Here is a 13,424-nt window from a genome sequence, read left to right as displayed (position 1 = left end):
TGTATTAATTAAATGATTCAATTTCTTCCATAACACGTTGTAAGTCTTCAACATTATATTGAATACGTCCATGGAAAACGAATTTATTAAAGTATTCATCTAATTGTTCTGGTCCAACTAGTACTTTAGTATTTGTTGTTTGTGCGTAATTTGAAATTGTCACTGCACCTTCATTTTTAGGATTGAAATAAAGTAATGCCATTGGTGTATATTTCAAATTCAATTCGCGCTTCAATGTATCTGCTAAGTGTTCAACTTCTTTTAATTGATTTGAGTAGTTTACAAATGAAGCTGATTGCTTATCATCATTTTCATCTAACACTAATGTTTGAGGATGACGTTTATCTAAATCCAACACATCAAAGACTTGTTCAATGGTTGGTAATGTACCGAATTGTTCTTGACTGATGCCATTATAAACATGTCCTTTAAGTAATTGAGAATCGATAATGTATAAGCCTGTACGTGTTAAGACTAAATGACTGATACGATCAATCGCATTAAAATCATTTTTAGGTAAGAAGATATTCGCCATAATATGCATATCTTCTGGTCGAATACGTTTTTCTTTAACCAAACGATCTCTGATACCGATTAAACGCATGTCTGTCACATACTCACTATGATTTTTCGAGAAGAGCTTCAGCGCATCGATTTCACGATCTTTTGCTGTCACTGTTTCATCGAAATCAGCGCGTTGTTTTGTGACCGCTTTTTTATGTTCGACGCGTTCTTTTTCAAGCTCGTCTTCATAATTTTCTTTTATACTTCTTTCTTTTGCCTCATATTGTTCCTCTGCTTTCAACTTTGCCTTTTTCTTACTGTTTAAGACAACTAAGAATAAGACAAAGAAGATAACAGCGACGACAATTGCTGCAATCAAACCAATTTCTAATGGTCCCATAACATATTCCGCTCCTTTACATATCTTACTCCCAATTATAAAGGAAAATATCGAATGTATCGATAATAAAATGTCACAAATTCAAAAACTGTATAGTTATGCTTGAACAGCTTCTTTTAATGCATCTACTTTATCTACACGTTCCCATGGTAAAGCAACATCCGTACGGCCAAAGTGACCATAAGCTGCTGTTTGTTTATAAATAGGACGTTTTAAGTCTAACATTTTAATGATACCTGCTGGACGCAAGTCAAAGTTAGCTCTTACCGCTTCTACCAATTGTCCTTCAGAAACTTTACCAGTTCCAAATGTATCAATTGAAATAGATACAGGTTCTGCTACACCGATAGCGTATGCAAGTTGTACTTCACATTTATCTGCTAATCCTGCTGCAACAATATTTTTAGCCACATAACGTGCTGCATATGCTGCTGAACGGTCTACTTTTGTAGGATCTTTACCACTGAAGCAACCACCGCCATGACGTGCAAGACCACCATAAGTATCTACAATAATCTTACGTCCTGTTAAACCAGCGTCACCTTGAGGTCCGCCAATCACAAAACGACCTGTCGGGTTAATGAAGAATTTAGTTTCTTCATCTAATAGCTCAGCTGGTACGATTGGATCAATCACATGTGTTCTGATATCACGTTGAATTTGATCTAATGACGCATCTTCAGCATGTTGTGTTGAAATAACAATCGTATCAATACGTGCTGGTTTATCATTTTCATCATACTCAACAGTAACTTGTACTTTACCGTCTGGTCTTAAGTAAGTTAATGTACCATCTTTTCTGACATCTGATAAACGTTTCGCAAGTTGGTGTGAGAAGTAAATAGGTGTCGGCATATACGTATCTGTTTCATTCGTCGCATAACCAAACATTAAACCTTGGTCACCTGCACCTGTACTTTCAATTTCCTCTTCCGTAATTTCATTTCTATATTCTAAAGCAGTGTCTACTGCTTGTGCGATATCTGGTGATTGCTCATCAATTGCTGACATCACAGCCATTGTTTGGCTATCATAACCATATTTCGCTCTCGTATAACCGATTTCTGCTACTGTATCACGGACAACCTTAGGAAAATCAACATAAGTTGCTGTAGAAATTTCTCCGACAATCATAGCCATTCCCGTAGTGACTACTGTTTCGCAAGCTACTCTTGCATCCGGATCTTTCTTTAATAATTCATCCAGAATAGCGTCTGAAATTTGGTCCGCTATTTTATCAGGATGCCCTTCTGTAACAGATTCTGACGTAAACAATTTTCTATTATTCGACATAACTGACTCCTTTTGATTTTGATTACGAAAATTCTCTATCTACGAGCTCAAATAAAAAAGGACTTTCAAACTATATAAACATAGAGAGAAAGCCCTTAAACGTCCTTTCGCTCTTATCGTTCAAACATCTTTAATGACATTTGCAAACGGTTTGGCACCTTTCTCCGATAAGGAGAGGTTGCTGGGCTTCTTTGGGTCCATGTCCCTCCGCCACTCAGGATAAGAGAATCCGTTAATCACAATACTACCCAAACTCTTTAGGCTTGTCAATTCTATATGTCTAAAATCTTAAATCTGTTATGGAATAATCGGCATATTATGTTATACTATGAAAATGTAAAGGCTTACAATTATTAACAATACTTACGCGCTGGAGGGGTTTTTAAAATGGCAGTAGATGCACAAACTAACCGTAATAAGTTGGATCATTTGATTGGAAAGTCTTCATCACTTTTCCAACTCACAACTACACAATTGTACAACAAGATTCTGGACAACAACGAAGGGGAACTGACAGAGCTTGGGGCTATCAATGCACTGACAGGTCAATACACTGGACGTTCACCTAAAGACAAATTTATTGTAAATGAACCTTCTTATAGAGATACGATTGACTGGGGTTCAATCAACCAACCTATTGAAGAAGATACATTCTTAAGACTTTACGACAAAGTTTTAGACTATTTAGATCAAAAAGATGAACTTTATGTCTTCAATGGTTATGCAGGCAGCGACGAAGATACACAACTACGTTTAACAGTAGTGAACGAAATGGCATGGCATAATTTATTCGCGAAAAATATGTTCATCCGCCCTTCTTCAAAAGAAGAAGCTCAAAAAATCAAACCAAACTTCACAATTGTTTCAGCACCACACTTCAAAGCTAATCCTGAAGTAGATGGTACAAAATCAGAAACATTCGTGATTGTTTCATTCAAACACCGCGTTATCTTAATCGGGGGAACTGAATATGCGGGTGAAATGAAAAAAGGTATTTTCTCAGTCATGAACTATTTATTACCACAACAAGACATCATGAGTATGCATTGCTCAGCCAACGTTGGCGAAAAAGGTGATGTTGCTTTATTCTTCGGTTTATCAGGAACTGGTAAAACAACATTATCTGCAGCACCTGACCGTAAATTAATCGGAGATGATGAACACGGTTGGAACCAAAATGGTATTTTCAACATTGAAGGCGGCTGCTACGCTAAAGCAATCAACCTTTCAAAAACGAAAGAACCTGAAATTTTCAACGCAATCCGCTACGGTACAATTTTAGAAAACGTAGTCGTTGCTGATGATGGTTCAGTTGATTTCGATGATAACGAGCACACTGAAAATACACGTGCTGCTTATCCGATTGATTACATTAAAAACATTGCTAAACCATCTAAAGCTGCACACCCAAATACAATCATCTTCCTTACTGCAGATGCATTTGGTGTGTTACCGCCAATCTCTAAATTAAACAAAGCACAAGCACTGTATCACTTCTTAAGTGGTTTCACATCTAAGCTTGCAGGTACTGAACGTGGTATTACTGAACCAGTTCCTTCATTCTCAACTTGCTTCGGTGCACCGTTCTTGCCATTAAACCCTAAAGTTTATGCAGAATTATTAGGTGAATTAATCGATAAACACGATGTGGATGTTTACTTAGTGAATACAGGCTGGACTGGTGGAAAATATGGCGTAGGTCGTCGTATCAGCCTTAAATATACACGTCGCATGGTAGACGCTGCGATTAAAGGCGACTTAAAAGATGCTGCATTCGAAAAAGACGAAGCATTCGGTTTAAGTATTCCAACTGAAATTGAAGACGTACCAAATTCAATTCTACAACCAATCAACGCTTGGAGTGATAAAGACGCATACCGTGAACAAGCTGAAGACTTGAAATCACGTTTCGTTGAAAACTTTAAGAAATTCGGTGAAGAAAACGATGAAATCGCTGAAAAAGGCGGATTCCAAGCCTAATTAAATATAGAAATAAAAAATTCCGAGAGAGGTCACCCCTTTCTCGGAATTTTTATATCTTTTTTGCTTCAACATCGTCCATCCATTGATGTATCACTTGTAATACTTGTTTTAATGCTTTCGGTCTCGGAATATGTCCTTCCTTAGGTTGATAATACGTTTGATAACGATGTCCGATTTTGTTCAAGTAATTTTCTAAATAATAAGCTTGATGGATACCAACTTGAATATCTTCACCGCCATGAATAATTAAAATCGGAGGACTATTTGCGTCAATATATTGTAAAGCTTCTCTTTCTTGATAAGCAGCTAAATCTTTTTTAGGATGCCCTACCATACGACGTAACATCCCTCTTAAATCCACACGCTCTTCATACATCAAATGCAAGTCAGATACGCCGCCCCAAGTAATATAGCTGTCTGCTGGTAAATCTTGGAATGTTAATAATCCTTGTAATCCACCTCGAGAGAAACCAATTATATGCACAAAAGCTTCTGGATATAATATTTTTAATATACGGATCGCTTGTGTCACATCATGCAAATCATCACCACTGAATTCATCTCTGCCTTCACTGCCATTGTTACCGCGATAGTAAGGTCCGAAAACTAATGTATGATCATTCGCAAACTGTAATAGACGTCCAGTTCTGACACGCCCTACTTTTCCTTTACCGCCACGTAAATAGACTACAATGCGCTTTACAGACTGTTTAGGTGTAATCATAAGTCCTTTGACTCGTAAATCATCTACAAGGTAAGTTACTTCTTCACCACGATGCGTTGTGAGATCAATCGGCATCCTCTTTCTTTTGATAAAGTCCAAGTTCTATCACTCTTTCTACACATTTTAATATCGCTTCGTCTTCTAATAAGAAACTCTTTTCTTCATCCGAAATTTCATCTAAATGTTTACACGTCACAGGGCCTGCTGTTTCTAAATAATCGTTTTTACTTTCTAAAGTGTCTACTTGCACCGCAAAGACATCTTTCGTAAACCATTTCGTCCCTTCTGGGTGATATACGGTATATTGCGCAACATACGTCATCTCAGCAACAATCCCGCCAGTTTCTTCATAGACTTCACGAACAATTGCTGATTCGCTACTTTCACCCTGTTCTATTTTCCCACCTGGAAATTCTATCCCTCTTTTTTTATGTCTAGTTAAAAGATAACTATCATTGAGAAATGCGATCGCAAGAACGTGTTCCCCATTTGGTTTATCTTGTGGTTGTGTAAAATTCAACCGAATTTCTTTATCAAATTGATCATGTATAATCACGTTCTATCACATCCTTTTATTATATATGCTAAAATAGATTCGTTACGAATTGAGACAAATCAGTTGGAGGGATTAATTTGAAGAAGCTCTTACTCGGCTTAATATGGATATATCAACATTTTATTTCACCGTTGACACCTCCTACATGCCGCTTCTACCCTACATGTTCAAACTATACAAAAGAAGCTATTGAAATCCATGGCCCAATCAAAGGAACATGGCTTGGTATCAAACGCATTTCAAAATGTCATCCGCTTCATAAAGGTGGATTTGACCCAGTGCCATTAAAGCATGACAAACATCAACATTGTCATCATCACCATCATCATGAATAAATTTTTAATTGATCCACATCAATTTCAGGGGGCGCAAAGTATAAGTGTCCCCTTTTTAATATGCCGTTTTCTTGTGTAAACTCCTGATCAAAATAATAGCCATAAGGCGTTACATCCCCAGGATAGTCAGCATACTGACTTAGATAAGCAGTAAAATAGCGGCTTAATCCATATTCATACATACCGCCGATCACTACTTTAATGTTTTGTCGATGCAAGCTGTCTATCGCATCTAATATTTTATCTATGCCGCCAAGTCTGAAAGGCTTTAAAATCACTGTATCAATCGGATATTGTTCAATCAAGGTTAAAATGCTTGAGACATCTCTTGCTTTCTCATCTATTGCTACAGGTGGGATAACTTTTGGAGATAAGGTTTTCAACATTTCTAAATCCTTAAAAGGCTCCTCGATATACAAGATATCTTCAAGGTTTTGAACTTTTTTTAAAGTTGCTATATCTTGATTCGTTAAAGATTCATTCGCATCTAATGCGATCCATGGGTTAAATGGTAAATTTTGTAGCTGTTCGATGTCAGCAATAACTTTTGGCGACCACTTTAATTTAATACGCTTTGGTTTTGTTTCTAATAGTTGCTGATAATTTTCAGTTGATAAACCACTTATCGTTGCACCATACTGAACCTCGAATGAAGGAAGATGATGGAAAACTTGATATAACGCCATCGCAACAGTACTTCTCGCTGCAGGTGCGTGATTCAAGTGGTTCAACAATACTTTAGCTTCATCAAAGGTTTCTATCTCTTTATCTTTGAGGACTGTATTAAACCATTGTTTCAATGTTTCATACACACTCTCTATTGTCTCTTTATCATACCAATCTGTTTCAAAGGCATTACATTCGCCGAAATAAGTTTGTCCGTGCTCATTTTTCAATCCGATCACTAAGACTTTTCTTGTTTCTAGAGTGACTTTAGGCGTTTTAATCTGATGCTTAAATGCTGCTTCATACGTATAAAATAGAATCGATTCAAAACGCATGCTTATTCCTCTATCTTTCCACGTTTTAATTTACCTGTAGATGTATAAGGCAATGTTGTCACTTGTTGATAATATTTCGGCACTTTATATTTCGCTAATTCCTCTTTTAAAAAGGTATCTAATGCGTCATGATTTATATCTTTTTCACTCGTATAATATAATGCCGGCACTTGTCCCCAAGTATTATCATCTTTGGCATAACACATTGCATCTGTAATACCGTCAAAACGTTTCACAACTGTTTCGATTTCATAAGGATAAATGTTTTCTCCACCGCTGATAATCAAATCTTTTCTGCGGTCATAAACCATCACAAAGCCATCCATATCTACACTTGCGATATCACCTGTTTTAAAGTAGCCATCTTCAAATACATCTGTCAAATTTTCAGGATATAGATAACCTTCCATAACGTTGTCACCTTTTAATAAGAGTTCTCCATGTCCTTCATGGTTTGGATTGATAATCTTAACTTGAACGTTAGGGCTCGGTTTCCCTACTGTGTTAGGATTTTGTTTAAGCATGGATGGAGAAGCGGTTAAAAATTGTGAACACGTTTCTGTCATACCAAATGAATTATAAATCGGTAAATCCGCTTTCAAGGCGTTATGAATTAAATCATCAGATAATTTCGAACCGCCAAGTAGTATTTTTTGAAGTTGATAAGGTCGTGTTAAACCTGCGTCCATCATCCAACCTAAAGTTTGCGGCACGAGTGAAATGTGGGTAATCTGTTCACTTTGAATCGCTTTTAATACCGTTTTTGTTTCAAATTTCTGCATTAATCTGACTGTAAAACCTTCAATGATACTGCGCAGTAACACACTTAAACCTGAAATGTGATAAATCGGCAAGACGGATAACCATTTCGTATTACTATCAAAACCTAAGCTTTCTCTGCATCCATTCGCGCTCGCTAAATGGTTATTAAAAGTTTGGGGTACTGCCTTTTGCGGACCTGTCGTTCCTGAAGTAAACATAATCGAAGCGATACGGTTTAAATCCAGTTCAGTCTCATAAGTTTGTGTTGAGCGACGTTGTTCAACTTCACTCCAATTTATAATGGTAAAATCATCTAATTCTAATGGTAATGTGGCAATGATTGTATCTGTGTGTACAGATTTAAGTTGCGCTTTAATTTCTTTGTATGTAAGTCGTGTATTAATCATGACTGCTTCTATACCAGCAAACCATGCACCATAAATCATTAAAGCCGCATCTATACGATTATCTATATAAAATGCAATTCTCTTTTGATTCAGTTGTTTAAATACATTTGCATATTGTTTTGCTGATTGATACACGCTCGCGTATGTAAGTTTTGTTGCTCCATCGTCTAATGCGATATTTTCAGGAACACGCTCTGCGCTTTGTTTTAACCAAAAATCCATACTATCTTCCTCCCATAATCTCTACCTATCTATCATAACAAAATTCAAGTAGTTTCCCTTAATTTTCGAATTGAAAAAAGAGGATGCGCGTTGCACCCTCTCATTTCTTTCATATTTAATTGAACAGTTGACTTAGTTTATCTTTAATCGTTTGTAGTTTACTATCGATATCATTTAATAAACTGTCTACTTTAGATTGATTTTCACCATTTTGTTGCGCTTGGTTTGCTTGTTTTAATTTATCAACCGCATTTTGATATTGGTCAGTGACATTTTGATCTGTCGCATTTGAAGCTTTATCTTTCAATTGGTTAACTTCATTTTGTGCAGATTCAATCGCATTCTGGCTATTTTGACCATTTTGAATGTTGTTTTTAGCACTTTCAATTTTTTCTTTAATGACTGTTTCTTTCTCACGAATGATTTCTTTATAGTTATTTGTCACTGGATTTTGAGTTTGTGAACTATTAGGTTGTGTTTGTTGTGTTTGCGCATTTTGATTTGCGGTTTCTGTGCTATCTTTTGGCTGCATCATATTTCTAACTATAAATATTGCTACAACAATCAATAAGATAACTACAATCGCGGCCAAACCTTTTTTCCATTTACTATTTTTACGATTCTCATCTTCCAACATACGTTCACGTCTGTAATCACGTTCATTATAATAACGACCATCTTCATCAGAACGTCTGCGGTACTCTTCTTCACGTGTATCACGATATCTTGGATCGTGTCCATCTCTTGAGTCACGTGGGTCTCGATTATAGCGGTCATAATCAGGTTGATTTCTATCTGAGCGTTTCATGTCTATCACCTTATTTCGAAATAATGTTAAAGTTTTTCTTATATTACTCTTACCACTATTGTACCACGCGTATTCATCATGCACCTCGTATAAAAGTCGTATCTATTTCTGTATTTCTATTGTATTCAATATAGAGTTATAAGATAATAATATAAATTGCTTGAAATGAGGGAATTGTTTTGCGCCAATCATCCAATAAAATGCCACGCACTATCATGAAATATTGCGGCTCAATTATATTATTACTACTTATCGTCTACTATTTATACAAAAATTACGGTAGTAACTTATTCAGACTAGATATTCCAACTGATTCTTCTATGTATTACATTATTCATCTTGATTGGAATAGATATGCTGAAGCTTATGTCGCAACTTTGACTACAATCATTATCCCCTTATTTCTAATCGGGATAATCCTGTTCATACTGACTCGCCTAACTAAAGGTACAGTTAAAAATATATTAATCAAAATACTGCCATTGATATTATTCATTGCACTTTTTGTCTTAATTTTTGTGCCGATGTTATTCGTACTAAACGTGACACACTTTTCATTCTTAGCAACATTTTTATCATTCTTGGCATTATCCAAACCAGCAATGGTAAAAATCTATCGTTTCAGCCAAAAAAGTGTTGATGAGATCAATCATCCAGAGATCAATACAACAGAAAAAGAAAATAAATCATAAGATGCATCCACTTCATATCGGAGTGGATGTTTTTATTTCTTTAACTATCTACTACTTAGCGTTATATGAACCTATATAGCTCATAACAAAATAAGCAAACGCTCTTTGAATGAACATAATTGCTATTGATTGAAACGTAATTCTGAGTGGATGATTGCTTAGCGAAAAAGAAACATAATTGCATATACTCCATACCCCTATACCGTATATGTTATACTAAAGTTGTATTTACTATATCAATATATTTAGGAGGTATTATTTTGTCGAGTCATGAACATACACATAAAAATGAACAACATAAACACCATGAACATACGACTGATAACGGTCACGATCATCACATGCATCATCATGGTAATTTTAAGCGTAAATTCTTTATTTCTTTAATTTTCACGATACCGATTATTATTTTATCACCTATGATGGGTATTCAATTACCATTTCAAGTTACTTTTTCTGGATCAGACTGGATTGTTTTAATTCTATCGACCATTTTATTCTTTTATGGTGGTATGCCCTTCTTATCAGGCGCTAAGGATGAAATCGCTTCTAAAAAACCAGGCATGATGACATTAGTAGCACTTGGTATTTCAGTAGCTTATTTCTATAGTTTATATGCATTTTACATGAATAACTTTAGTGATTCATCGTCGCATACAATGGATTTCTTCTGGGAGTTAGCAACTTTAATTATAATTATGTTATTAGGCCACTGGATTGAGATGAACGCAGTAGGCAGTGCTAGTAGTGCCCTTAAAAAAATGGCCGAACTACTACCCAATACTGCAGTTAAGGTAACTGAGGATGGTCAACGTCAAAAACTTAAAATCTCGGATATTCATAATGGTGATATTGTAGAAATCAAAGCTGGTGAAAGTATTCCAACAGACGGAATAATTGTTGAAGGTAAAACATCGATTGATGAATCATTAGTAACTGGAGAATCTAAAAAAGTTCTAAAAAACAAGAACGATAAAGTTATCGGTGGTTCAATGAATGGTTCTGGTACAATTCAAGTTAAAGTAACTGCAACTGGAGAAGATGGCTATTTATCTCAAGTTATGGGGTTAGTAAGCCAAGCTCAAAATGATAAATCAGATGCTGAACTTCTTTCTGATAAAGTCGCAGGGTACTTATTTTATTTTGCATTAATTAGTGGATTAATTGCGTTTATTGTTTGGATGCTGATACAAAATGATATTGATTTTGCACTTGAACGCTTAGTAACTGTATTGGTCATTGCTTGTCCGCACGCTTTAGGTTTAGCTATACCTTTAGTTACAGCACGTTCTACTTCTATAGGTGCACATAATGGATTAATTATAAAAAATAGAGAATCTGTAGAAATCGCACAACACATCGATTATATTATGATGGATAAAACAGGTACATTAACTGAAGGAAATTTTTCAGTTAACCATTATGAAAGTTTTACTGACGAATTTAGTCATAAAGAAATATTAAGTTTGTTTGCTTCATTAGAAAGCAGCTCTGAACATCCGCTCGCTGTTGGAATTGTCGAATATGCAAAAGAAGAAAACATTTCTTATTCATATCCTGAAGATGTTAATAATATTTCAGGTGTGGGATTAGAAGGCAGTGTTGATGGTAAAGAAATTAAAATTGTAAATGCCTCATATTTAGATAAAAAGGATTTGAAGTATAATAAAAAACAATTTAAAGAACTTGCTCAGCAAGGTAACTCTATTAGTTATTTAATTTATGAACAACAAGTGATTGGCATTATCGCCCTAGGAGATCAAATCAAAGAAAGTTCAAAACAAATGGTCTCAGATTTAATAGCGAAAAACATCACACCAGTTATGCTTACAGGAGATAATCATGAAGTAGCACAAGCAGTGGCTAAAGAATTGGGAATTAAAGATGTTCATGCGCAATTAATGCCTGAAGATAAAGAAAGAATCATAAAAGATTATCAGAAAAAAGGCAGTAAAGTAATGATGGTCGGCGATGGCATTAATGATGCGCCAAGTTTAGTCAGAGCAGACATCGGAATGGCAATCGGTGCAGGTACAGACGTAGCTGTTGAATCAGGTGATGTCATACTTGTCAAAAGTAATCCTTCTGATATTATTAACTTCCTTACCCTATCAAAAAATACAATGCGGAAAATGGTTCAAAACTTATGGTGGGGTGCTGGATATAACATCATTGCAGTCCCTCTTGCAGCTGGTGTACTAGCATTTATGGGTATAATACTCTCACCTGCTGTCGGAGCAATACTCATGTCTCTAAGTACAATTATCGTTGCGATTAATGCTTTCACATTAAAATTAAAATAAATGATTCAATGAGATATAACCACTTTCATCAGCAATTTATGAAAGTGGTTATTTTTAGTAAATGCCTATTTATTTGTACTATTGACCAGTTACAAAGGGAAAAGGACTCTTCACAAAAATAAAAAAGCCAAATGATTATGCATCAATTGGCTACTACTTTTAAAAATTCAACTTAAGTAGGCATGAACTCTCCTCTTTAGAAATCTTCAACTTTAAACAGGCATGAACTCTCCTTTTTGAATCATTCAACTTAAATAGGCATGAATACTCCTACTTTTATTCACATGTGTTGTATTCAAATGCATTATACACTAAGCGTTATTTTCGACACAAGAAATTTTATAATGATAACAAATAATAGTTCACATTAAAATTGATTTAGTTGATTCCTTTTAACTTAAATGGGTATTAAATAACTAAATACATAGAAAAGGAAGAACCAATCATGAAAAAGTTACTTATACCGTTATTTAGTTCCCTATTACTATTAACTGCTTGTGGTAATAGTGATGAAAGTAATAAAGAAACTGCGAAAAACGAAACTAAAACACATGAAAAAGAGAATAAAAATAAGGAAAAAACACAGAAGAAGAAAAATGAACAAAATAATAATCAAGAAAAACAAGAAAATAGTGAATCTACAGAACAAGTAAATGAAGAATCTGTAAACGATCAAACAAATTCAAATAATCCAAATCAAAATACAAATACAAATATAAATACAAATAATAATAATGAACAAGTTAATGGTTTTCAAGAGAACCAACAAAATACACAAAGCCAAACAAACCAAACACCTAACAATAACCAAAACAGTAATACCCCTAATGGTGACGCAATGTTTGGAGAATATAAAGAAGATGGCACTTATTGTACTGTCGGTGGCTGTTTGACTCCAGAAGAGCAAAAACAACAAGAGGAATTGAATTACCAAGAAATGGAAAAGTATGGATATAGTCGAGAAGAATATGATGCAATTCAAGAAGAAGGCACTCGTCTTCAACTCCAAAGAGATAATGGAGAAATTTCTAACGAGGAATTCACTCAAAAATACATTGATTTATATGAATGATTAACACTATCAAAGTAGTTAATTAAATTTAAGGCTCTATACTATTAGGACTGTTGAGCAAAACCAGTCCTATTTGACAGAGAGCACATAAAAAAAGAGCAAGGCCAACGTGTCAGAAAATTATTTTCCTGACACATATTTGGCACTTGCTACTGTAAATCTTTTATTATCTAAAACAATTAACGGAGAGTGAGGGATTCGAACCCTCGAGACGCTTGTGGCGCCTACACACTTTCCAGGCGTGCTCCTTCGGCCAACTCGGACAACTCTCCATGTATACAAATTAAAAAATCAGAAACGATAATTCGTTTCTGATTGAATGACTCCTACGGGACTCGAACCCGTGTTACCGCCGTGAAAGG

At 35.2% G+C, this 13,424-nt stretch carries 12 protein-coding genes, 1 tRNA gene and 1 riboswitch; of the genes, 5 read left to right on the top strand and 8 right to left on the bottom strand.

Annotation, left to right across the window (positions count from 1 at the left end; all coding sequences use genetic code 11):
* Positions 1 to 4: 4 nt before the first annotated feature.
* Entirely contained in the window at positions 5 to 904 is a 900-nt protein-coding gene (locus HMPREF3031_RS06860; RefSeq protein ID WP_002481255.1) for an NERD domain-containing protein, read from the bottom strand.
* 96 nt (positions 905 to 1,000) lie between these two features.
* A complete protein-coding gene (metK, locus tag HMPREF3031_RS06855; RefSeq protein ID WP_002481256.1) occupies positions 1,001 to 2,197 on the bottom strand; it encodes a methionine adenosyltransferase in 1,197 nt (398 codons plus the stop codon).
* 110 nt (positions 2,198 to 2,307) lie between these two features.
* A riboswitch (SAM riboswitch) is annotated at positions 2,308 to 2,423 on the bottom strand.
* A gap of 161 nt (positions 2,424 to 2,584) precedes the next feature.
* On the opposite strand from metK, the gene pckA reads away from it, so the two are divergent.
* Entirely contained in the window at positions 2,585 to 4,177 is a 1,593-nt protein-coding gene (gene pckA, locus HMPREF3031_RS06850) for a phosphoenolpyruvate carboxykinase (ATP) (protein WP_002481257.1), read from the top strand.
* Between the two features lie 52 nt (positions 4,178 to 4,229).
* Here the strand turns inward: pckA and HMPREF3031_RS06845 are convergent, their stop codons facing one another.
* Together HMPREF3031_RS06845 and ytkD are read right to left on the bottom strand one after the other, a co-directional pair.
* The gene (locus tag HMPREF3031_RS06845; protein ID WP_002481258.1) at positions 4,230 to 5,003 is read right to left on the bottom strand and encodes an alpha/beta hydrolase family protein; all 774 of its coding nucleotides are present in this window, start codon (positions 5,001 to 5,003) and stop codon (positions 4,230 to 4,232) included.
* Complete coding sequence (ytkD, locus tag HMPREF3031_RS06840; RefSeq protein ID WP_002481259.1) at positions 4,969 to 5,460, bottom strand: RNA deprotection pyrophosphohydrolase; 492 nt, start codon at positions 5,458 to 5,460, stop codon at positions 4,969 to 4,971. Before ytkD ends, HMPREF3031_RS06845 begins: the two co-directional genes overlap by 35 nt.
* Before the next feature lie 77 nt (positions 5,461 to 5,537).
* Between ytkD and yidD the strand changes: the two genes are divergently transcribed.
* The gene (yidD, locus tag HMPREF3031_RS06835) at positions 5,538 to 5,795 is read left to right on the top strand and encodes a membrane protein insertion efficiency factor YidD (RefSeq protein ID WP_002481260.1); all 258 of its coding nucleotides are present in this window, start codon (positions 5,538 to 5,540) and stop codon (positions 5,793 to 5,795) included.
* Here yidD and menC read toward each other — a convergent pair.
* From menC to HMPREF3031_RS06820, 3 genes are all read right to left on the bottom strand, one after another.
* Positions 5,786 to 6,796, bottom strand: a complete 1,011-nt coding sequence (gene menC, locus HMPREF3031_RS06830) for an o-succinylbenzoate synthase (RefSeq protein WP_002481261.1) — start codon at positions 6,794 to 6,796, stop codon at positions 5,786 to 5,788. The genes yidD and menC overlap by 10 nt on opposite strands.
* Before the next feature lie 2 nt (positions 6,797 to 6,798).
* Positions 6,799 to 8,187: an o-succinylbenzoate--CoA ligase gene (menE, locus tag HMPREF3031_RS06825; protein WP_002481262.1), complete on the bottom strand. Its 1,389-nt coding sequence runs from the start codon at positions 8,185 to 8,187 to the stop codon at positions 6,799 to 6,801.
* A gap of 115 nt (positions 8,188 to 8,302) precedes the next feature.
* A complete protein-coding gene (locus tag HMPREF3031_RS06820; RefSeq protein ID WP_002481263.1) occupies positions 8,303 to 8,995 on the bottom strand; it encodes a hypothetical protein in 693 nt (230 codons plus the stop codon).
* Between the two features lie 179 nt (positions 8,996 to 9,174).
* Between HMPREF3031_RS06820 and HMPREF3031_RS06815 the strand changes: the two genes are divergently transcribed.
* From HMPREF3031_RS06815 to HMPREF3031_RS06805, 3 genes are all read left to right on the top strand, one after another.
* Positions 9,175 to 9,687, top strand: a complete 513-nt coding sequence (locus HMPREF3031_RS06815; RefSeq protein ID WP_002481264.1) for a hypothetical protein — start codon at positions 9,175 to 9,177, stop codon at positions 9,685 to 9,687.
* A 260-nt stretch (positions 9,688 to 9,947) separates the two neighbouring features.
* The gene (locus HMPREF3031_RS06810; RefSeq protein ID WP_002481265.1) at positions 9,948 to 11,990 is read left to right on the top strand and encodes a heavy metal translocating P-type ATPase; all 2,043 of its coding nucleotides are present in this window, start codon (positions 9,948 to 9,950) and stop codon (positions 11,988 to 11,990) included.
* Between the two features lie 445 nt (positions 11,991 to 12,435).
* Positions 12,436 to 13,062, top strand: a complete 627-nt coding sequence (locus HMPREF3031_RS06805; RefSeq protein WP_061054675.1) for a hypothetical protein — start codon at positions 12,436 to 12,438, stop codon at positions 13,060 to 13,062.
* Positions 13,063 to 13,245: 183 nt separating this feature from the next.
* Here the strand turns inward: HMPREF3031_RS06805 and HMPREF3031_RS06800 are convergent.
* A tRNA-Ser gene (locus HMPREF3031_RS06800) sits at positions 13,246 to 13,334 on the bottom strand.
* Between the last annotated feature and the right edge of the window lie 90 nt (positions 13,335 to 13,424).

This window comes from Staphylococcus sp. HMSC072B07 (genome assembly GCF_001815505.1).
Classification (GTDB): domain Bacteria; phylum Bacillota; class Bacilli; order Staphylococcales; family Staphylococcaceae; genus Staphylococcus; species Staphylococcus simulans.
This window is presented reverse-complemented; position numbering and strand designations above follow the sequence as displayed.